The organism is Neisseria polysaccharea, from assembly GCF_963392925.1.
Taxonomy (GTDB): domain Bacteria; phylum Pseudomonadota; class Gammaproteobacteria; order Burkholderiales; family Neisseriaceae; genus Neisseria; species Neisseria polysaccharea.
Genome location: NZ_CAUJNZ010000001.1, coordinates 75900 through 95849 on the forward strand (window position 1 = coordinate 75900; position 19950 = coordinate 95849).

17 protein-coding genes and 2 pseudogenes are annotated in these 19950 nt (G+C 52.7%); 7 read left to right on the forward strand and 12 right to left on the reverse strand.

Annotated features, from left to right (window positions below):
- Window positions 1-322 precede the first annotated feature (322 nt).
- The 7 genes and pseudogenes from argS to RDY34_RS00380 form a co-directional block, all read right to left on the reverse strand.
- A complete protein-coding gene (gene argS, locus RDY34_RS00350) occupies window positions 323-2041 on the reverse strand; it encodes an arginine--tRNA ligase (protein WP_003751290.1) in 1719 nt (572 codons plus the stop codon).
- 91 nt (window positions 2042-2132) lie between these two features.
- Entirely contained in the window at window positions 2133-3341 is a 1209-nt protein-coding gene (gene pncB, locus RDY34_RS00355) for a nicotinate phosphoribosyltransferase (RefSeq protein WP_308184440.1), read from the reverse strand.
- A 107-nt stretch (window positions 3342-3448) separates the two neighbouring features.
- Window positions 3449-4774: a branched-chain amino acid transport system II carrier protein gene (brnQ, locus tag RDY34_RS00360; RefSeq protein WP_308184441.1), complete on the reverse strand. Its 1326-nt coding sequence runs from the start codon at window positions 4772-4774 to the stop codon at window positions 3449-3451.
- A 17-nt stretch (window positions 4775-4791) separates the two neighbouring features.
- Window positions 4792-5637: a segregation and condensation protein A gene (locus RDY34_RS00365; RefSeq protein WP_003751296.1), complete on the reverse strand. Its 846-nt coding sequence runs from the start codon at window positions 5635-5637 to the stop codon at window positions 4792-4794.
- Between the two features lie 170 nt (window positions 5638-5807).
- A pseudogene (locus RDY34_RS00370) lies at window positions 5808-6248 on the reverse strand (hypothetical protein); the annotation flags it as partial.
- A 392-nt stretch (window positions 6249-6640) separates the two neighbouring features.
- A complete protein-coding gene (locus RDY34_RS00375; protein WP_301005495.1) occupies window positions 6641-6826 on the reverse strand; it encodes an EndoU domain-containing protein in 186 nt (61 codons plus the stop codon).
- Between the two features lie 228 nt (window positions 6827-7054).
- Complete coding sequence (locus tag RDY34_RS00380) at window positions 7055-7867, reverse strand: tRNA threonylcarbamoyladenosine dehydratase (RefSeq protein ID WP_308074175.1); 813 nt, start codon at window positions 7865-7867, stop codon at window positions 7055-7057.
- A 216-nt stretch (window positions 7868-8083) separates the two neighbouring features.
- Here RDY34_RS00380 and RDY34_RS00385 point away from each other — a divergent pair, with 216 nt between their 5' ends.
- Window positions 8084-8548: a universal stress protein gene (locus RDY34_RS00385; protein ID WP_025456731.1), complete on the forward strand. Its 465-nt coding sequence runs from the start codon at window positions 8084-8086 to the stop codon at window positions 8546-8548.
- A gap of 81 nt (window positions 8549-8629) precedes the next feature.
- The gene (gene rph, locus RDY34_RS00390; protein ID WP_003751312.1) at window positions 8630-9355 is read left to right on the forward strand and encodes a ribonuclease PH; all 726 of its coding nucleotides are present in this window, start codon (window positions 8630-8632) and stop codon (window positions 9353-9355) included.
- Window positions 9356-9417: 62 nt separating this feature from the next.
- On the opposite strand, the gene RDY34_RS00395 is transcribed toward rph, so the two are convergent.
- The gene (locus RDY34_RS00395) at window positions 9418-10002 is read right to left on the reverse strand and encodes a TetR/AcrR family transcriptional regulator (protein ID WP_003751315.1); all 585 of its coding nucleotides are present in this window, start codon (window positions 10000-10002) and stop codon (window positions 9418-9420) included.
- Window positions 10003-10293: 291 nt separating this feature from the next.
- Between RDY34_RS00395 and RDY34_RS00400 the strand changes: the two genes are divergently transcribed.
- From RDY34_RS00400 to RDY34_RS00415, 4 genes are all read left to right on the forward strand, one after another.
- Window positions 10294-12339 carry a TonB-dependent receptor gene (locus RDY34_RS00400; protein ID WP_308074176.1) on the forward strand — a complete coding sequence of 682 codons (2046 nt, stop codon included), beginning with the start codon at window positions 10294-10296 and terminating at the stop codon, window positions 12337-12339.
- A 96-nt stretch (window positions 12340-12435) separates the two neighbouring features.
- Window positions 12436-12834 (forward strand): hypothetical protein, encoded by a 399-nt coding sequence (locus RDY34_RS00405; RefSeq protein WP_003751321.1) that lies wholly within the window; start codon window positions 12436-12438, stop codon window positions 12832-12834.
- A 100-nt stretch (window positions 12835-12934) separates the two neighbouring features.
- Entirely contained in the window at window positions 12935-14158 is a 1224-nt protein-coding gene (locus RDY34_RS00410; RefSeq protein ID WP_003751323.1) for an MFS transporter, read from the forward strand.
- Window positions 14159-14251: 93 nt separating this feature from the next.
- On the forward strand, window positions 14252-15469 hold the full coding sequence (locus RDY34_RS00415; RefSeq protein WP_036469608.1) for an aspartate kinase: 1218 nt from the start codon (window positions 14252-14254) through the stop codon (window positions 15467-15469).
- A 270-nt stretch (window positions 15470-15739) separates the two neighbouring features.
- Here the strand turns inward: RDY34_RS00415 and RDY34_RS00420 are convergent, their stop codons facing one another.
- The 3 genes from RDY34_RS00420 to RDY34_RS00430 form a co-directional block, all read right to left on the reverse strand.
- Entirely contained in the window at window positions 15740-16300 is a 561-nt protein-coding gene (locus tag RDY34_RS00420; RefSeq protein ID WP_308074179.1) for an rRNA large subunit pseudouridine synthase E, read from the reverse strand.
- 237 nt (window positions 16301-16537) lie between these two features.
- On the reverse strand, window positions 16538-16732 hold the full coding sequence (locus RDY34_RS00425; RefSeq protein WP_002222250.1) for a YbdD/YjiX family protein: 195 nt from the start codon (window positions 16730-16732) through the stop codon (window positions 16538-16540).
- The gene (locus tag RDY34_RS00430; protein ID WP_308074180.1) at window positions 16722-18803 is read right to left on the reverse strand and encodes a carbon starvation CstA family protein; all 2082 of its coding nucleotides are present in this window, start codon (window positions 18801-18803) and stop codon (window positions 16722-16724) included. Before RDY34_RS00430 ends, RDY34_RS00425 begins: the two co-directional genes overlap by 11 nt.
- Before the next feature lie 515 nt (window positions 18804-19318).
- On the opposite strand from RDY34_RS00430, the gene RDY34_RS00435 reads away from it, so the two are divergent.
- The gene (locus tag RDY34_RS00435; protein ID WP_308074181.1) at window positions 19319-19699 is read left to right on the forward strand and encodes an MliC family protein; all 381 of its coding nucleotides are present in this window, start codon (window positions 19319-19321) and stop codon (window positions 19697-19699) included.
- 60 nt (window positions 19700-19759) lie between these two features.
- Here the strand turns inward: RDY34_RS00435 and RDY34_RS10610 are convergent.
- Window positions 19760-19948: pseudogene (locus tag RDY34_RS10610) on the reverse strand (hemagglutinin repeat-containing protein); the annotation flags it as partial.
- Window positions 19949-19950 lie beyond the last annotated feature (2 nt).

A 19950-nucleotide genomic window follows, 5' to 3' on the forward strand; every position in this document is an offset into this window, starting at 1 on the left:
CGCGTGTCGGGGAAAGGAAAACAGGGAAAAGAGGCGGGCTGAAACCCTGCCTGAAGAAAAGGCGGATTTGAGGGGCGGGAAAAGGGGAATGCGCCGCGCGGAAAGTGCGTGCGTCGGCAGGAAGGGGGTTATAATTTTTTGCTTGCTTGCTTGCTTGCTTGCTTGCTTGCTTGCTTGCTTGCTTGCTTGCTTGCTTGCTTGCTTGCTTGGCGTTTGTTTGTTTCGCATTTTGGGAGGGGCGGCGGATACGGTGTATCGCGCCGCTTTTTTCAGATTCGGATAAGGATGGCGAGGCTGTTGTCCGCAATCGGGCGGTGCGGTTTTACATTACGTCCAACACATCGATGCCCAGCAAATCCAAGCCTTGTTTCAGCGTGTCGCCGGTGAGCTTCGCCAGTTGCAGGCGGCTGTTGCGGCTTGCGCCTTCGGCTTTGAGTATCGGACAGGCTTCGTAGAAGCGGCTGAACAGGGTCGCAATTTGATAGAGGTAGGCGGCGAGGTAGTGCGGATACGCCGTGTCCGCCACGCTTTGCAGTACGTCTTCAAATTTCAGCAGCTCGGCGGCAAGCTGTTTTTCCAGCGGTTCGGTCAAAACGGTTGGCGCGGTTGCGTCCCATTCACCGGCTTTGCGGAACACGCTTTGCACACGGGTATAGGCGTATTGCAGGTAGGGGGCGGTATTGCCTTCGAACGAAAGCATGGCGTCCCAGTCGAACACATAATCGCTGGTGCGGTTTTTGCTCAAATCGGCGTATTTAACTGCGCCGATGCCGACGGTTTTGCCGATTTTACCTGCTTCGTCTGTGCCCAATTCAGGGTTTTTCTCTTTCACCAAAGCGGTGGCACGTTCAACGGCTTCAGTCAGCAGGTCAACCAGTTTTACGGTGTCGCCGCTGCGCGTTTTGAACGGTTTGCCGTCTTTGCCCATCATGGTACCGAAGCCGATAAACTCGGCTTTTACATCTTCCGGCAGATAGCCTGCTTTGCGGGAAGTGGTAAAGAGTTGCTCAAAGTGCAGGGCTTGGCGGTGGTCGACGACGTACAGCAGGCGGTCGGCTTTCAGACGGCCTATGCGGTAGCGCAGACACGCCAAATCGGTGGAAGCATAAAGGAAGCCGCCGCCTTGTTTTTGCACGATAAATGCGGCAGGTTCGCCTTCTTTGTTTTTAAACTCGTCCAAGAACACGACTTTCGCGCCGTCGTCTTCGACTGCCAGGCCTTTTTGAACCAAATCATCGACTACAGGTTGCAAATCGTCGTTGTATTTCGATTCGCCTGCCACGTCTTCGGGGCGCAGCTTCAAACTCAGCGTGTCGTAAACGGCTTGGGCGTGCGAGAGCGAAATATCGACAAACTGTTTCCACAACGCCAAAACGGTTTCATCGCCGCCTTGCAGCTTCACAACGTATTCGCGTGCGGTGTCGGCAAAGGTAGGGTCTTCGTCAAAGCGCACTTTGGCGGCGCGGTAAAATTGCTCCAAATCCGCCAGCTCGAATGCGGCATTGTCTTTTTGCTGTTCGACCAAATAAGCGACCAACATGCCAAACTGCGTACCCCAGTCGCCGACGTGGTTTTGGCGGATAACGGTGTTGCCCATAAATGCCAACACGCGCGAAATGCTGTCGCCGATGATGCTGGAACGGAGGTGTCCGACGTGCATTTCTTTTGCCAGATTGGGCGAAGAATAGTCGATGACGACGGTTTGCGGTTTGTCGGTTTTCGCTATGCCGAAACGTGCGTCGTTCAAGGCCGTCTGAATGTTTCGGGCGAGGAATTCAGGACGCAGGCGCAGGTTGATGAAACCCGGACCGGCGACTTCCGCGCTTTCGATGACGGCGTTGCCCGCCAATACTTCGGCAACTTTTTGCGCCAATTCGCGCGGGTTTTGTTTGGCTTTTTTTGCCGCACCCATCACGCCGTTGATTTGGAAATCGCCGTGTTCGGCATTTTTGGTCGGCTGCAAGACAACGGGGCTGCCGGCGATGCCTGCGGCGGCAAAGGCGGCGGCGGCTTCGTGTTCGACGGTTTGATGTAGGTTCATGAAGTTCGGTCTTTCGGTTAAATTCAAATCAGGCGGTATTTTAAAAGATTTTATGCGGCAGAAACAGGAATTGTGCGCTTTTTCTGCCGGTTTACGGCGTTTCGGGTTCGGGTACGTCGAACACTTGGCGCAGGTAGGCGAGGAAGGTGCTGTTGTTGGTCATGGTTTTGCCCGGAGAGTCGGACAGCTTGGCGACGGACTGCCCGTTGCATTCGACCAGTTTCAACACGATATTCAAAGGCGTATGCCCCATATCGTTGGTGAGGTTGGTGCCGATGCCAAAGCCGGTTTTGAAGCGGTCTTTGAAATATTGGTGCAATGCCCAAGAGCGTTCGATGTCCAGCCCGTCGGAGAAGGTCAGCATTTTGGTCCGGCTGTCGATTTTGAGTTTTTTATAGTGCGTGTAGGCTTTGTCCCCCCATTCGTAGGGGTCTCCGCTGTCATGCCGCAAACCGTCGAAGAGCTTGGCGAAATAAAGGTCGAAATCGCGCAGGAAGGCATCCATGCCGACCACGTCGGTCAATGCGATACCGAGGTCGCCGCGGTATTCGTGTACCCAGCTTTCAAGCGCGGCTTTTTGGAAATTCCGCAATTGTACGTCGAGGGCCTGGAATGCCTGCAGGAACTCGTGCGCCATGGTGCCGATGGGGGTAATGCCGAGTTTTTTGGCGAGATAAACGTTGCTGGTCCCGCGTACGATGCCGGGGGCGGCTTCAAGCAGGGTGCGTATGACGTGTTCCTGCCATGGGAGGTTGTAGCGGCGGCGTGTGCCGAAGTCGGAAATCAGGAAGGGCGGATCGTCCGGATTCTGTGTGGCGGCTATTTCTTTCAGACGCGCGGCTTTGGCTTGAAGCCGGCGTTCGCCTTCTTCTATGACTGCAGGGGTTTCCAGGCGGCGGAAGTAAAGTTCATTGACTATGGCAAGGATGAAGATTTCAAAGAACATCGCTTGAATCATGGGGCCTTCGATACGGATGTTCAGACGGCCTTCGGCATCGGTGCCGACTTCAACAAAGCGGCGTTGGAGCTGGAAGAGTTCGAGATAGTCGACAAAATCGCTTTTAATGAAACGCAGGCTGCGGAGGTAGCCGAGTTCGTCATGGGTAAAGCGCAGTTGGCAGAGTGCGTCGAGTTCGGCTTCCAAGTCTTCCTTGATATCGGCAAGCGGATAGGGAGTCGAGGCATTGCGGCATCGGAATTCGTAAAGGCTGTGTGTCTGCGGAAACTGGTGCAGAACCACTTGCAGCATAGTGAATTTGTAGAGGTCGGTGTCAAGAAGTGAATGTATGATGCCGGTCATATGGCGTGTCTCCCGATTTCTGGTGGCGGCTTAGGACGTATTAGAACACATCACATTTACCCTGTGTACCGAAAATGCCGTCTGAAGGTCTTTCAGACGGCATGGTTTCAGGATTTTTTCCTTACGGCCGCATTGAGCAGGCAGCCTAAGGCAAAGCAAGTTAAAGAGGGAATAATCCAGCCCAGTCCTATGCTGTATAGGGGAAGGGCTTTGTCGATGGCTTTTGCTGCCGTTTCGCTGAAACCGAAGGCGGTTTTGTAGGCATCGAGCAGGCCGACCGCCAGTGCGGGCATCATGGTGCAGAAATAGACGATGCGGCTACCGCCGAACAGCCTGTCGGTCAGGGTCAGCAGGATGAGTACGATGGTCAGCGGATAAAGCAGCATGAGCATGGGGACGGAAATCTGCAGGATGGCTGACAGCCCCTTGTTTGCCAAGACGATGGAAACCAGCGTATTGATGATGACGAAGGTTTTATAGGAAATGCCTGGACAGAGGCGGTTGAAGTATTCGGCACACGAAGTAACCAGACCGACCGCCGTGGTCAGGCAGGCTAGCAGTACGATGATGCCGAGCAGCAGGTTGCCGCCCAGTCCGAAATAGTATTGTGCCGATTTCGACAATACCAGCGCACCGTTTTTCTGCAAACCGATTCCCACCACACTGGCCGCCCCCATATAGCCTATCAGCAGGTAAACCGCAGCGAGGCAGCCTGCAGCCATCAGACCTGATATGGCGGTGGTTTTCAGCAGGTCCGAACGGTTGTCGACACCCATGGCGCGGACGGCGTCGATAACGATAATGGCAAATACGAGCGAGGCGAGGGCGTCCATCGTGCCGTAGCCTTCCAAAATGCCTTTAATCATCGGGCGGCCGGCAAAATCGCCTTGTGCGGCAAGCGGTGCGCCGATGGGGTTGAGTGCGGCATAACCGACCAATACGGCGATAGTCAGCAGGAGTGCGGGCGTCAGGATTTTTCCGATGCGGTCAACCAATTTGCTCGGAGACATCGAAAGCCAGTAGGCCAGGCCGAAAAAAAGCAGGCTGAATACTGCCTGAGCCATATTCGGGGGAAGATTGCCGATCAGCGGTAAAACGCCGATTTCAAAGGAAACTGTCGCCGTTCGGGGCAGGGCGAACAGCGGGCCGATGGCAAGGTAGAGGGAGGCGGCAAACGCTATGCCGTACCAGGGGGCGACACGCGAGGCGAGTGCTTCGACATCACGGGAACCCGAGTAGCCGATGGCGATTACGCCCAATAGCGGCAGGCCTGCGCCGGTCAATAAGAAGCCGGGCATGGAAATCAGCCAGTTTTCGCCTGCCTGCTGACCGAGATAGGCGGGATAAATCAGGTTGCCCGCACCAAAAAACAGGGCAAACAGCATCAGTCCGACCGCCCATAATGAGGCTTGGTTTTGTTTGCTTGTCATCATGTTCCTTTTTAAATAGGTCAATCCGGTGTTTCTGTCCCGGTCATGCCGTCTGAAGGCGTTTCTTGATGATTGAGGCTGATTCGGATTTCTCCGAAACCGACTTCCTGCACGATTCTGACCAAGCCTTCCTTTGCAAGCTCTAGCAGCGCGATGAAGTTGACGACCACGTAAGCCGCACCCTGTTCGGGATTGAACAGGTCGTGAAACCTGCATATTCCGTGTCCGTTCAAACGGCGCAGGATTGCCGCCATTTGCGCGCGCACGGAAAGGGTTTCTTGGATTACTTCGTGGCTGCGTGTGTGTTTTGCCCGAGAAAGAATGCCCAACCATGCCCGCGTCAAATCGGCGATGTAAACCTCGGGCAGCTTCGTCTCGACGGCAATTTCCAGCGGCAGGTAAGCCCACGCGAAATCCCGTCCAGCTCGGGGCAGCGCGTCCAAACCCTGCGCCGCCAGCTTCATTTGCTCGTAGGCAAGCAGACGGCGCACCAGTTCGGCACGCGGGTCGGCTTCTTCGTCTTCGACGGCTTCGGTACGCGGCAGCAGCAGGCGCGATTTGATTTCAATCAGCATTGCCGCCATCAAAAGATATTCTGCCGCCAAATCAAACTGGTAGGCTTCCATTTGGGCGATGTAGTGCAGATACTGCCCGGTAATTTCCACCATCGGAATATCGAGAACATCGATATTCTGTTTGCGGATAAGGTAGAGCAGCAGATCCAAAGGGCCTTGAAAACTGCCCAATACGACTTTCAGCGCGTCGGGCGGGATAAACAAATCCTGCGGCAAATCGGTAACGGGTTGGCCGAATACCCATGCGACGGTGTGCTCGGATGGTGCAGATGGGGCAGGGATGGGCGGCATGGCGTGAATCGGTAAGTGGATTTTAATATAAGTTTACAAAAGAAAACAATCTGCCGGCATTCACGCGTAATGTGGTCGGGCAGATGTTCAGACGGCATTATAACGGCTTTTAAATGCAAATGTTTTGAAAAGGAGCAGGTTGTGAATACGGTTTTGCTAAAACCTCTTAATTAATATAAATGTCTGAATTTTAAGTTTCTTGAGACAATATAATCAGTACTGGCTCTATCTATATAACCAGTAGCTTCTTTTACTTCAATATTATCTACATTACCGTATATTACAGGTAGCGACCCATAAATGATAAATTTATTCCCCAAAATTTTTTTACTAATTGATATATCATCTTCCATAAGTAATTCAGCGTAATTTTTAGCTCTTACTTGAAATCTAAACAATATTTTTCCTGCGTAAATTCTCGCATATGTGGGAGAGTTTATACCATAATCTTTGTATAGATGAACAATAGAAATACATTGTTTATCTATGCAATAATAAGCTACTTTTTGTTGGTCAAGATAACGGCAATATATGTAATACATACTGCAAAGTATTACCACTAATAATGTAAAACTTGTTCTTAGGATACATATTTTGCGATAACGTATCTTACCCTGCGCTTGCTCAAATTCGGTGGTATAATTTTTCTTAATAAAATTAATACATTCTTTTAATTTTTCTGTAAAAATTTTTGTTGATATCACAGAAACAATTTCATCAGTTAGCAAGCTATCTATTTGTACTATGTCGCCATTAATAATGACCCCAAAATTTTCTCTATATTGATAAATTTCTTCTTGTGATGATGCATTTTCTTGTATTTCTTTTAATAAAGATTCTGACATTTTTAATAAATGCAAAACTCCTACTCCACCATCATCCATTAAAAAACTACCTAGCCAAGCTAAATTATCATTAGTTTCAAAAACACCAAACCTATCATTACTTCCATCTTTGAAAAAATCTTTAGTAAATATTAAACTCATACTTATTTCTTATTAATTTACATTTTAGGATAAACAGTAATATTTGGTTCTAAATAACCTTCAACTTTTACACCATTTGGTGTAATGCCTTTCCATATTCGAGTAGGTTTTCCACCGCGCAATTCTATACTAATTGTTTTATTTGCAAATGCATGTTCAACTTCATTTTTGATGCGAGCACCATCCCATGATTTTGGAAACATTGTTGAAATTCCACCATTGTTTGTTTTTGGAACCCATCTTCTGGTATATACCATATACTACAAAAAATATCGGAATAAGCATTAGTAATAAAAATGAAAAAAATAACTAAATTATTAACGAATTCCATTAAATAGCTCTCCGATACTTGGTATATTATTAGGAATCATATATTTTATGTTATTTTTTATCCGTATCCTTTTTTGTCCTAAATCATAACCATAGTTTGTTCAAATGCCGTCTGAATCCTGTTTCAGACGGCATTGCTTATTTTTGCCCGCGATGTGTTCCACCGCCGCCTGTGCGCAATACAGTCCGAACGAAGCGGTAACGAGCATACTTGCACCATAGCCCGCGCATGACAAGCCCTGAGGCGCGGCATCGGCAGAACACGCCGCACCCGATTGCGGCGGTGTGATGTTTTCGGTTGAGAACACGCACGGCACGCGCATTTTTTCCTTAGTATCGCGGCTGAAGCCGTAGCGTTTCCGCAAGGTATAGCGCAGGTTGGCAAGCAGGGGGTCGTGGGTGGTGCGGCTTAAGTCGGCGGTTTGGATCAGGGCGGGGTTTTTCTGTCCGCCCGCGCCGCCGCTGATGATAAAAGGCTGACGGTTTTTCACAAAATAAGCCGCCATTGCCGCTTTGACGCGCACTTGGTCGATTGCGTCGATGACGAAATCAAAACCTTTTCCGAAGTATTCCGGCAAATTGTCTTCGGTAACGAAATCTTCAATTTCAAATACTTCGCATTGCGGATTGATTTGTGTAATACGTTCGCGCAAGGCGGTAACTTTTGCTTTGCCGAAGTCGCCGGTCAGGGCGTGCAGCTGGCGGTTGACATTCGATTCGGCAACGTTGTCCAAATCAATCAAAGTCAAACGTCCGATGCCCGTCCGCGCCAAAGCCTCGACCGCCCACGAGCCGACACCGCCCACGCCGATTACGCAGACGTGTGCCTGTGAAAAGTGCGCCAAGGCAGAGTCTCCGTAGAGTCTGGCGATGCCGCCGAAGCGTCGCGAAGAGGTCAAAGCGTTGTCGGACATGGTCGAATCCTGCAAGATTGCGTCAAATCAAAAAGTGAACGAAAGCCGGCAAAAAATGCCTGACTGCACGGAAGCGGCATATTATACTGGAAAGCGGTCAGGCTGTTCGGCTGTTGTATAAAGCCCGACGGCGGGTCTATAATGAAACGGCGCAAACTGTCTCTGCGCCCATCCGACAAGACGGCACCGCGAGGCGGTGCAAAAGGAGAATACGATATGTACAAACATCTGGTCGTTGCCGTTGACGGCAGTGAAACTTCCATCAATGCCCTGAAACATGCCGCCGAACTTGCAGGAATCAACAGCGCGCGCTTGACTTTGGTGCACGTTGCCAATCCTGCCGAATATATGGCGCTTGCCCCTGAATTTTTGCAACACGAGAGTTACGAGGCAGCCGCCATTGCACAAGGTAACGAGGTTTTGGATGCCGCCGAGCGCACCGCCCGGGAACTGGGTGTGGAAAATACCGTTAAACACCTGCTGGTTGCCAATAAGGGTGCGCGCGAAATGGCGCAGGATTTGGTCGATTATGCCGATGAAAACGGTGCCGACCTGCTGGTGTTGGGCACGCACGGGCGCACCGGCCTGATGCACCTTTTGATGGGCAGTTTCGCCGAAACGGTAATGCGCCAAAGCCACCTGCCGCTTTTGATTATCCGCAGCAAAGCCGAAGAGGCGTAGAAATTTTCAGTTTGAAGGCCTTAAATGTGATTTTTCATATTTAAGGCTTTTTAATTTATCTGTTTTTAACGGGAGGGCAGTATGCCTGATTACATCCGCACCTCACGCGCCGCCGACAGCCTGCGCGATATCAAAATCACCCCTCATTTCCTGCCGCATACGGACGGTTCGTGCCTTATTGAATGCGGCAACACCAAAGTCATCTGCACAGCCTCCATAGACGAAAACGTCCCGCCGTTTTTGCGCGGTAAAAACCAAGGCTGGGTAACGGCGGAATACGGGATGCTGCCCGCCTCAACCGCTTCGCGTATGCGCCGCGAAGCTTCGGCAGGCAAACAGTCGGGACGCACACAAGAAATCCAACGCCTTATCGGACGGTCGCTGCGCGCGGTCGTGGATATGGAAAAACTCGGCGAACGCCAAATTTTGATTGACTGCGACGTGATTCAGGCAGACGGCGGCACGCGCACGGCTTCGATTACCGGTGCGTTTGTCGCGCTGCAAATCGCCGTCGGCAAACTGGTTTCAGACGGCATATTGACCGAAAACCCCATCCGCGAAGCCGTTGCCGCCGTATCCGCAGGCGTAGTGAACGGCGTGCCGCTTTTGGATTTGGATTATCCCGAAGACTCCGGTTGCGACAGTGATGTGAATATCGTGATGACCGCATCGGGAAAAATTATCGAAATACAGGGAACGGCGGAAGGCGCGCCATTCAGTTTGGAAGAATTGGGCAAACTGATCGGACTGGCGGAAAAAGGCATAAGAGAGCTGGTGCGATATCAGAAAGCTGCTTTGAATATTTGACATAGTATTTTTAGAAGAATACGACCATCCGGGAATAGTGTGGGGTTTCCGGATGGTTTTCTTTATTTGTCTTGTTTGCCTGTCAGGCCGTACAGAAGCATACCTAATATGGTCTCCAGTAATTTGTCTGGTTTGTTTGAATACAAGGTTGTCAAGGTGGGATGACGCATCAATATATCCGCTTGACGGATGAACAGGTCGATGAGTTCTACCGGCAAATCGGGCTGTATCAGGCGGCGTTGTTGCAAGGTGTGGAAGAAACCGCGCATAAAGGCGTATTTTTCTTCGTTCAATTCGTGGAAAAACCGCTCCAGCTCTAAATCGGTATTCTCCTCGATGTCGCGCAGGAAGTCGGCTGAATAAAGCTCGTCGAACGATTGCCGTTGCAGGGAGAATACGGCTTCGGCGGCTTCGTGCAGGCTGCATTGCCGTGCGAGCAGTGCCTCAAATTCGGCACGGACGCGGTTTTTCTGCTCGGTAACGATTTCTTGCAAGAGCGCGTTTTTGCCGCTGTAATATTTGTAAAAGGTAACGCGGCTGACGGTGGCCTCGGCGCAGATGCCGCTCACGGATACGGCGGAAAAGCCGTGTTCGCGGAACAGGCGGCGGGCGGTTTCGATGATGGTTTGTTGTTTACTGGTAGTCATATAGGCAGAAGGGATTTGATTTTTTTTATAAAAGGTGGTTATTGAAATGATTTGAAAGTCGGATGCTTCATAATATATGGTTGCCCATTATATTTTCCTACGGTAGCAACAAAAACAGCAAGTTGATTTTAATGATAAACACTTGCATTTCTATTTTTTATTTCTTATACTTTACATTAATAGTTCGTTTTATGTAAATCTGTAAATAATAGATATTTACATACTGCCGGAGCGGTTGGATTGCTTGATGTTCAATCCGCTCCAACGTATGCCGTCTGAAAGGATAAGGAAATGCAGAAACCTACCCTCCGCCGCCTGCCGCTGCTGCTTGCCGCCGCTTTCGCCTCCGAATGGATTTATGCCGTCGATGCGGTGCAAGACGCGGAAAAAGTGCAGTTGGAAGAAGTCGTCGTCACCGGTGAACGCACCAACCGCAGCGGCTTTGAAACCGGCACGTCCAACCGCGTTTTCTCCACGCCGAACATCGACCGCAGCGGCCACAACCTTTCCGCAACCGACCTGCTCAAACAGACTGTGAACACGGTGGACTTGGGCGGCGGCAACGATTTGCCGACTGTGCGCGGCGTGGACGGCTCCGGCCCTGCCGTCGGTGCGGTGGCGTTTTTTGCGGGCACGCGGCCGCGCCTGAACCTGTCCATAGACGGCCGCTCCGCCACTTACAATGAATTTGCCTTCGGCACGCAGTCGCTGTGGGACATGCAGCAAGTGGAAGTCTTGCGCGGGCCGCAAAGCCATGTGCGCGGGCAGAACGCGGTGGTGGGCGCAGTGGTGATGCGTTCCAAAGACCCGACCGACGAATGGGAAGGCGCGCTGCGCTTGGGTTTGGGCAACCAGAAAACGCGCAACATCGCCGGCGTAGTGTCCGGTCCGATTGTGAAAAACAACCTTGCCTTCCGCTTGAGCGCGGAGCGGCAGCAACGCGAAAGCTATGAGCCGTTCGTGTCCTATGAGCCGACCGGCAATCCGCGCCGCGTGGAAAACTCCAACGTGCGCTTCAAACTCCTGCTCACGCCCGAAAACCATCCCGATTTTTACAGCCGCCTGACGCTGAACCACATCCGTTCGCGCGCGCCGCAAAACGAAATCATGGGCAACACCGCCAGCCGCCGTTTTTTAAAAGAAAAGCCCGTGTTCGTAACCGGCTCGACATCGGGCATCTGGGACGTATCGTGGCAGCTTAACGACTATCTGAAACTGGAAAACAAACTGGTTTACGGCCGCTACCACAACGAGCGGCTGCACCTGCCGATGACCGTCAGTCCGCAAGGCGTGCCCGCCGAACTCAAAGGCCGCGAACTGCAATGGGAGCCGGTACTGCATTTTTCCAACAAAGGCCGTCTGAAAGGCCTTGCCGGGCTGCACTACTTCCGCAGCAAACAAGATGAATGGGTGGACATCCGCAGCGTCGGCGGCCGCAACACCTTTGACGACCGCAACAGCGTGCGCGCCCTGTTTGCCGAAACCACATACAGCCTCAGCGAAAAATGGGACATCACGGCCGCCGCCCGCCTTGAAAAAGAAACGCACAAACGAAGCGGCGGCAGCGGCGCACTGCACCTTGATTTAGACAAAGGCCAGACCGTGTTCCTGCCAAAAATCGACATCGCCTTCAAACCCACCAACCAATGGGTCAGCGGCATCAAAGCCGCGCGCGGCTATAACCCTGGCGGCGCAGGCATCACCTTCGGTCGCCCCGTCGTAACCTACACTTATAAACCCGAATATGTGAACAACTACGAGTGGTACACCCGCTGGCGCAGCGCAGACCGTCGCCTGCAACTCACCGGCAACCTGTTCCTGAACCACTACCGCGACATGCAGCTTCCCTTCTATCTCGGCACCAATTCCGTCATCATCCGAAACGCCAAAAAAGTCCACACCTACGGCGCAGAACTCGCCGCCGACTGGCAGGCGACCGACAGCCTGAAACTCACCACCGGACTGGGACTGCTCAACACCAAAATCAAAAGCTATCCCGACAGCGGCATCGAAGGCAACAAACTCGGCCGCGCGCCCAAATACACCGCCAACATCGGCGTGAAATACCTGAACGACAAAGGCTGGGAAGCCGGCGGCGACGTGCGCTTCTACGGCGGCTACTACTCCGCTGCCGACAATGCCGAATCAGGCAAAATCGGCGCATACAACCAAGTCAACCTCTACACCGCCTACAACTTCAAACAAGGCCGCGTCTCGCTCTACGCCGACAACGTGTTCAACCGCCGCCGCCCCATATTCATTTCCAGCACCGACCGCCAAGACGCACTCTACCAACGCCCCAGAAGCGTAGGCGTGAGCGCGGAATGGAAGTTTTAAATGAAGCTGAAATGATAGAGGCAGTCTGAAAAAACATAGGTCGGACATTTATGCCCGACCTACCGTTTATTCCTCCAAAACACCCAAAGGAATCCCATGCACTACTTCACCCCCGCCAAAACCCTGCCCGAAGGCACCATCTACCTGACCGACCTGACCCACGTCGCTGACTTCGCCGACTGGCTGGCCGAATTCGAAACCCTGTTAAACCAAAACCCCCGCTTCACCACCGTCTGCACCCCAATGCGGCGGCAGGTAAGCGATGAACAACGCATTGCCGACCGCAAAACTTACATCGAATGGATAAAGGCACATCGGCCGCAACTGTCCGAACGCTGCGCCGCCATGCTCCTTATCGAACCCGACGCGGCGCAACTGGCGTTCTTCCGCGAACAATCGTCCAAACTCGGCCTCGCGCTGGGCGTGAACTACATCGTAGAAGCAGATGAAACAACTGCCCTGCTTCGCGCAGAAGAAGCGTTGAAGGCCGTCTGAAAAGATACTAAACCTATTTAAATACAAATCAAGTATTGCCACCCAATATGTTCAGACAGCCTTGTCCCTTTATTTGCCTCATCTTCAAAAGAATCATGTGATGTCCGACAATCAGACTTCCCCAAACTCACGCGACTGGCTGCTGCTTATCGGCGGCAGCACTTACAAATTCACGCTAACCGGTTTTTATCTGGTCGCGCTGGTCGCTATTTTGAAAAATCACAGTTACAGCCTGAACCAACTGAGCTGGATACATTTAATCGGCGGTATCGAAGCGGCGAAGGTATTGTTTGCCGCGCTGATGGAGCGGCGGCCGGCAGGGCGGTTCGGTCGGTTTCGCGGCTGGCTGCTGGCGGCGACGCTGGGGCTTTCGGCAGTGTTCGGGCTGATGGCCTGTACCGACATAACGCAGAACTTCGCGCTGCTTTTGACCTGCTGCGTACTGCTCTCGGCGATGTCGGCGGTGTACGGCTGCGCGATGCTGGGTTTGTCGTGCATCGTCCTGCCGCACCGCGAACGCGGTTTCGGCGGCGTGATTCAGACGATGGCGGCGCGCGGCGGTAAGATGATCGGCGGCGCACTGGTGTTGTGGCTGTATCAGGAATACGGACAGACGGCGGCAGCGGGCTTTATGCTTACGTTCAGCCTGCTGATGTTGCTGCAACTCTTGTACTACCGCGAGCCGGAAAGTCCGACTGCGCAAGGCAGTTGGACGGCGTTGGCAGCGCGGCTGGTTTCTTTTTGGCAGCAACCTGAAACAGGCTGGCGGTGGCTGGTTTTGCTGTTTGCCGTTGCCGCACCTTATGCGTTTATGGCGGCAACTTTTGTACCCAAACTGGCGGATTTGGGCTTCACTCCGAAACAGACGGGCGGGATTCTGGCGGTGGGCATTCCTGTTGCCTGCCTGATTGTGACGCCGCTGTCGGGCTGGTTTTCGCGCAATTATCCACGCCGCAAACTCGTGTTCTTGCTCTACGTGCTGCAACTGCCGCTTTTGGCGTCCATGACCGCCATCGATACGCTCGCACGTGTCCACCCTTGGCTGCCGCCCGCGCAAATCATCGCCCTGAGCCTGAGCTACACGCTGCTGCTGCCGGTGATACTGGCGTTGGTGATGGACAAATCCGACCATGCCACCGCCGTACTCGACAGCAGCCTGCAATTTTCCGTGGTATTGCTTAGTAGCTATATATCCGGATTTGCTGCACTCAAGATAGCCGTCATATTGGGTTATGGAAGAGTTTATTGGATGGGGGTAGTGCTTGCTGTATGTGTTGGTGCCATTCTTTATGCATGCAGGGGGATTTATTCGAATACTCTGTAACGGTTCTTGAATTTCAAGTAAAAAATAGTAATAATAAGCCCTTTTCCAGCAAACCATGCTGCCCGACCAACCCTACACAAGAAAGCACGAAACATGGCGTTAATCGTACATAAATACGGCGGCACATCCGTAGGCTCGCCCGAACGCATTAAAAACGTAGCCAAACGTGTCGCTAAAGCCCGCGCCGAAGGACACGATATCGTTGTTGTCGTATCCGCGATGAGCGGCGAAACCAACCGCCTGGTTGCGCTGGCGCACGAAATGCAGGAGCACCCCGATCCGCGCGAATTGGACGTTGTCCTCTCCACCGGCGAACAGGTTACCATCGGCCTTTTGGCAATGGCATTGAAAGACATCGGCGTGGATGCCAAAAGCTACACCGGCTGGCAGGTCGCCCTCAAAACCGATACCGCCCACACCAAAGCCCGCATCGAAAGCATCGATGATGAAAAAATGCGCGCCGACCTCGCTGATGGCAAAGTCGTCATCGTCGCCGGCTTCCAAGGCATCAGCAGCGAAGGCGATATTTCCACGCTCGGACGCGGCGGTTCCGACACTTCCGCCGTTGCGCTCGCCGCAGCCCTTAAAGCGGACGAATGCCAAATCTATACCGATGTAGACGGTGTTTATACCACCGACCCCCGCGTCGTGCCCGAAGCGCGCCGCATGGATACGGTAACGTTTGAAGAAATGATCGAACTGGCCAGCCTCGGTTCGAAAGTTTTGCAAATCCGTTCAGTAGAATTTGCCGGAAAATACAAAGTGCGCCTGCGCGTACTGAGCAGCCTGCAAGACGGCGGCAACGGCACCTTAATTACCTTTGAAGAGGACGACAATATGGAAAGAGCTGCCGTAACCGGTATCGCATTCGATAAAAACCAAGCCCGCATCAACGTGCGCGGCGTACCCGACAAACCCGGCGTCGCCTATCAGATTTTGGGCGCGGTCGCCGATGCCAATATCGAAGTCGATATGATTATCCAAAATGTCGGCAGCGAAGGAACGACCGATTTTTCTTTCACCGTACCGCGCGGCGATTACAAACAGACTTTGGAAATCCTGTCGGAACGCCAAGACAGTATCGGCGCGGCCTCTATCGACGGCGACGACACCGTGTGCAAAGTCTCCGCAGTCGGTTTGGGTATGCGTTCGCACGTCGGCGTAGCCGCCAAAATCTTCCGTACACTTGCAGAAGAAGGCATCAACATCCAAATGATTTCAACTTCTGAAATCAAAGTTTCCGTATTGATTGATGAAAAATATATGGAACTGGCAACCAGGGTATTGCATAAAGCCTTTGATTTGGGCTGATGTTTTACGGTTTGAAACGGACAACGGCACTGCCTTTATCGGGCAGTGCCGTTTTGTCTGCCGCCCGAACGTTCGGACGACATATTTTTAATCCTCCCGACGGAGAAAACCATTTCTGCTTTTAAAATTTGTAGCTCATCGTGATTAAAGATGTTTCAATCGGTAAAAAATTTGAGGCCATCTTAGATAATTAGAATAATCCCTTGCTTTACTAATTGTTTTAAGCGTTAAGCGGCAGGGGCAAAAGGATAATGGCAGGACAGTGCGGCTTTATGGTCTGAACGGGGCGTATGCCCATTCCCCGGGTTTTAAATCCAAATCAAACAGTTTCAGTCTGCCGCTTGCCACTCTGATCAGACGCAGGCAGGGATAGCCCGCCTTGGCGGTCATTCGCCTGACTTGGCGGTTTTTGCCCTCAGAAATGGTAATTTCAATCCAAAAATCGGGAACGGTTTTGCGGACGCGTATCGGCGGGATGCGCTCCCATAACGAATCTGCTTCGCCGTGTTTCAAGATGCGGACGGTTGCCGGACGGGTAACGAAATCGCCCAAGTCTATCCCTTTTCTTAGGCTTTCCAATCGGCTTTCGTCGGGCAATCCCTCCAGTTGCGCCCAGTAGGTTTTGGGGTGTTTGAATTTGGGGTCGGTAATTTGTGCTTGAAGTCTGCCGTCGTCGGTCAGCAGAAGCAGCCCCTCGCTGTCGGTGTCGAGCCGTCCGGCAGGATAGAATCTGGGCAGGTTGATGAAGTCTTTGAGGCTTTTGTGTTTTTCGTGCGGTGAAAATTGGCAGATAACGCCGTAGGGTTTATTGAAGATGATAAGGTTTTTCATGGTTTGTTTACCGGCATTTCATTAAGGGTTGCAAATCCGCCTTTCGGAGCGGCGGTAACAGAGGGGCGGAAAGGGGCAACACACTGACTGTGCCGTATGGTTATTTTTGTGCGGAGAAAACACGGTTTGCCGACGGACGAACCTGCCCGATATGGCGACCGTTTGGCTTGCGGGGCGGGATTTCAGCATAAAATGCCGTCTGAAATTGGTTTCAGACGGCATTTGTTTCAAGCAGGTTTAACAGCAGCGTCCGCCGTTTGCGCCGCAGCGGCGTTTGCGGCAGTAGTCTTGAAATTGCAGCTTGGTCATCACGGGGGCGTTGGGATTATGTTTGCGCTGCTGTGCAACGTAGTTTTCATAATCGGGCACGCCTGCCATGAGGTTGGCGGTCAGTTTGGCGGTTTCCCACCAAGCAGCGAGTTTACGCTTCACCTTGTGCCTCCGGCTGTTTGCCGTCGCGGTACACCGCCGGGATTTCTTTGGCGGTCGGCCAGCCGACTTTGCGTGCTTTGAGGGCGGTACGCAAACCGTACGCGGCGACAATCACGACAACTGACAAGAAGAGAATGGTCAGACCGGCATTAATCTTGTCGTTGAAGATGATTTGCGCCATTTCGCCGATGTCTTTAGCAGGCGCAAGGACTTCGTTTTTAGCCAATGCGTCGCTGTATTTGCCGGCATGGGCGAGGAAGCTGACGCGCGGGTCGTTGTGGAACAGTTTTTGCAGACCGGCGTAGCAGGTTACAAACAGTACGCCGACGGCGGGAACGAGTGCCACCCAGACATAACGATCGCGTTTCATCTTAATCAACACAACGGCGCACATAATCAAGGCTACGCCCGCCAGCATTTGGTTGGCGATGCCGAACAAAGGCCAGAGCGAGTTGATGCCGCCCAGCGGGTCGGTTACGCCGGTGTAGAGGAAGTAGCCCCACAATGCCACGGCGAAGAAGGTCGCAATCAGGTTGGCAGGGATGGAGTCGGTGTTGCCGAAAGGTTTGTAGAAGATGCTGCCTAAGTCTTGAATCATAAAACGTGCGACGCGCGTACCGGCATCGACGGCGGTCAGGATGAATAAGGCTTCAAACAACAGGGCGAAGTGATACCAGAACGCCATCATCGCCTCGCCCGGAATCAGGCGGCTCATAATGTGCGCCATACCGACTGCGAGGGTAGGCGCACCGCCCGCACGGGAAAGGATGGTGTTTTCGCCCACTTCCTTAGCGGTGTGCAACAGGGTTGCCGCATCGACAGGGAATTGCAGCTTGGTGGTAATCACTTCGGCGGCGGTATTAGCATCCGTACCGATCAGGGCGGCTGGGCTGTTCATGGCGAAGTACACGCCGGGATCGAGCGATGCGGCGGCGGCAAGCGCCATAATGGCTACGAAACTTTCCATCAACATACCGCCGTAACCGATCATGCGGACGTGGGTTTCGTTTTCCAGCATTTTCGGCGTAGTGCCGGAAGAAATCAGCGCGTGGAAGCCCGAAACCGCACCGCAGGCGATGGTAATGAACAAGAATGGGAACAATGCGCCTGAGAATACCGGACCCGAACCGTCGATAAAGTGGGTTACGGCAGGCATTTGCAAAGCGGGATTGACGATGACGATACCCAAAGCCAAGGCCGCAATCGTACCGATTTTCAGGAAGGTGGAGAGATAGTCGCGCGGAGTGAGCAGCAACCATACGGGCAATACGGAGGCGACAAAGCCGTAAATCATAATCGCCCAAGTGAGCTGGATGCCGTCAAGGTCGAACCAATGCCCGATGGAACTTTTCGCCACATCTTCGCCGTAAATTACCGCCAGCATCAGCAAAATAAAGCCAACGATGGAAATCTCGCCGATTTTGCCCGGACGGATATAACGCGTGTAGATACCCATAAACAGGGCAATCGGCATAGTGGCGGCGATGGTAAACGTACCCCAAGGGCTGTGAACCAATGCTTTCACAACGATCAACGCCAACACCGCCATAATGATGACCATAATCATCAAAATACCGATGGAGGCAATCACGCCGGGGACAGTGCCGAGTTCCTGTTTCACAATATCGCCCAAAGACTTACCGTCTCGGCGCATAGAGACGAACAAGACCATCATATCCTGTACCGCACCGGCAAATACCACGCCGAAGATAATCCACAAAGTACCGGGCAGGTAACCCATTTGCGCCGCCAAAACCGGGCCGACCAAAGGGCCCGCGCCCGCAATCGCGGCAAAGTGGTGTCCGAACAATACGCCTTTGTGCGTCGGAACGTAGTCCAAGCCGTCGTTGTGGCGTTCTGCCGGAGTCAGGCGGTTAGAATCGAGCCGCATTACGCGGTTGGCGATGTAGAGGCTGTAAAAACGGTAGGCGATGCAGTAAACGGATATGGCGGCGGTAACCATCCATACCGCGCTGACCTGTTCGCCTCGGCTGAGAGCCAGAGTGGTAAAGGATGCTAAGCCGACCAGTACCACTATGCCCCAAATGAGGAAGGTTTTGAGTGATTTCATCGAATAAATCCTTATCTCACACTGTCGGAATATGCCTGAACGGCGGGAAACGGCCGACCGCCTGCCGGCACGGGCACAAACCGGAGTCTGAATGATTGACGAAGTATGAAACAGTGCGCTTGTCGGGATTTGTGCCTTATGCCCGCATCAAACAGTGCAGGGATGCGGGCGCACAAAACGTTAAACGCCGAATAGGATTTTAACGCAAATTAGCACACTGATAGCGGTTTTTACTTGGAATTTGGAAAAAATTTACATTTTTCCGGCTAGCGGGCAGGTTCAGACGGCATCGTCAGGCAAAAGGCGGAGCCGGAAGACGGGTAAAGAAGGGGCGCGCAATCCGGATTATTGATTCATCGTGTTTCCTTTTCGGTTGAACCTCAGCCCTTTGGGGCGGTAGAATCAGACTTTATTTTGGGGGCGCAACCCCTTCCGAATCAGGACGGCACATAGGGCGGTGCTTTATGTGTCGTCCTGTGTGTTGAAACATATTTTCTTTTTATTTGGGAGCTTTTATGAATATCAGGTTTTTCGCACTGACCGTGCCGGTTTTGTCTTTGGCGGCCTGTGCCGTGCCGGAGGCGTATGATGGCGGCGGACGCGGGCATATGCCGTCCGTTCAAAACCAAGCCCGCCCGGCAGATTTTCGGGCATTTTCCTGCGAGAACGGTTTGTCTGTGCGCGTCCGCCGTTTGGACGGCGGCAGAATCGCGTTGCGGTTGGACGGCAGGCGTGCCGTCCTCTCTTCCGACGTTGCCGCATCCGGCGAACGCTATACCGCCGAACACGGTTTGTTCGGAAACGGAACCGAGTGGCATCAGAAAGGTAGCGAAGCCGTTTTCGGTTTTACCGATGCCTACGGCAATTCGGTCGAAACTTCCTGCCGCGCCCGTTAAACGGGGCAGCCTGTTTGAACCGCCGTCCGGATTTTTCGGACGATTTTTTGTGTCGGATTTGTTTTGCAGTTCGGCCTCCAGCAGGGTTCGGGCTTCCTGATACCGTTCGTAACTTCGGGTTTTGCCGAGTTTGTCTGCAACGGCCGCTGTGGCTTGGGTGGCGTTTTTACCAAACTCCTGCGTTACTTCCCTTTGCAGGTTGATCTCTTTGGCAACCGCGTCTTTGTCGAAGCTGTTTTTCAGACGGCCTT

Coding starts and splice junctions, on each gene's coding strand:
- RDY34_RS00385 (WP_025456731.1), top strand. CDS start 8,084: ATGTACAAACATCTGGTCGTTGCCGTTGACGGCAGTGAAACTTCCATC.
- RDY34_RS00395 (WP_003751315.1), bottom strand. CDS start 10,002: ATGACTACCAGTAAACAACAAACCATCATCGAAACCGCCCGCCGCCTG.
- RDY34_RS00415 (WP_036469608.1), top strand. CDS start 14,252: ATGGCGTTAATCGTACATAAATACGGCGGCACATCCGTAGGCTCGCCC.
- RDY34_RS00380 (WP_308074175.1), bottom strand. CDS start 7,867: ATGTCCGACAACGCTTTGACCTCTTCGCGACGCTTCGGCGGCATCGCC.
- argS (WP_003751290.1), bottom strand. CDS start 2,041: ATGAACCTACATCAAACCGTCGAACACGAAGCCGCCGCCGCCTTTGCC.
- RDY34_RS00375 (WP_301005495.1), bottom strand. CDS start 6,826: ATGTTTCCAAAATCATGGGATGGTGCTCGCATCAAAAATGAAGTTGAA.
- RDY34_RS00420 (WP_308074179.1), bottom strand. CDS start 16,300: ATGAAAAACCTTATCATCTTCAATAAACCCTACGGCGTTATCTGCCAA.
- rph (WP_003751312.1), top strand. CDS start 8,630: ATGCCTGATTACATCCGCACCTCACGCGCCGCCGACAGCCTGCGCGAT.
- RDY34_RS00430 (WP_308074180.1), bottom strand. CDS start 18,803: ATGAAATCACTCAAAACCTTCCTCATTTGGGGCATAGTGGTACTGGTC.
- RDY34_RS00435 (WP_308074181.1), top strand. CDS start 19,319: ATGAATATCAGGTTTTTCGCACTGACCGTGCCGGTTTTGTCTTTGGCG.
- RDY34_RS00410 (WP_003751323.1), top strand. CDS start 12,935: ATGTCCGACAATCAGACTTCCCCAAACTCACGCGACTGGCTGCTGCTT.
- RDY34_RS00365 (WP_003751296.1), bottom strand. CDS start 5,637: ATGCCGCCCATCCCTGCCCCATCTGCACCATCCGAGCACACCGTCGCA.
- pncB (WP_308184440.1), bottom strand. CDS start 3,341: ATGACCGGCATCATACATTCACTTCTTGACACCGACCTCTACAAATTC.
- RDY34_RS00405 (WP_003751321.1), top strand. CDS start 12,436: ATGCACTACTTCACCCCCGCCAAAACCCTGCCCGAAGGCACCATCTAC.
- RDY34_RS00400 (WP_308074176.1), top strand. CDS start 10,294: ATGCAGAAACCTACCCTCCGCCGCCTGCCGCTGCTGCTTGCCGCCGCT.
- brnQ (WP_308184441.1), bottom strand. CDS start 4,774: ATGATGACAAGCAAACAAAACCAAGCCTCATTATGGGCGGTCGGACTG.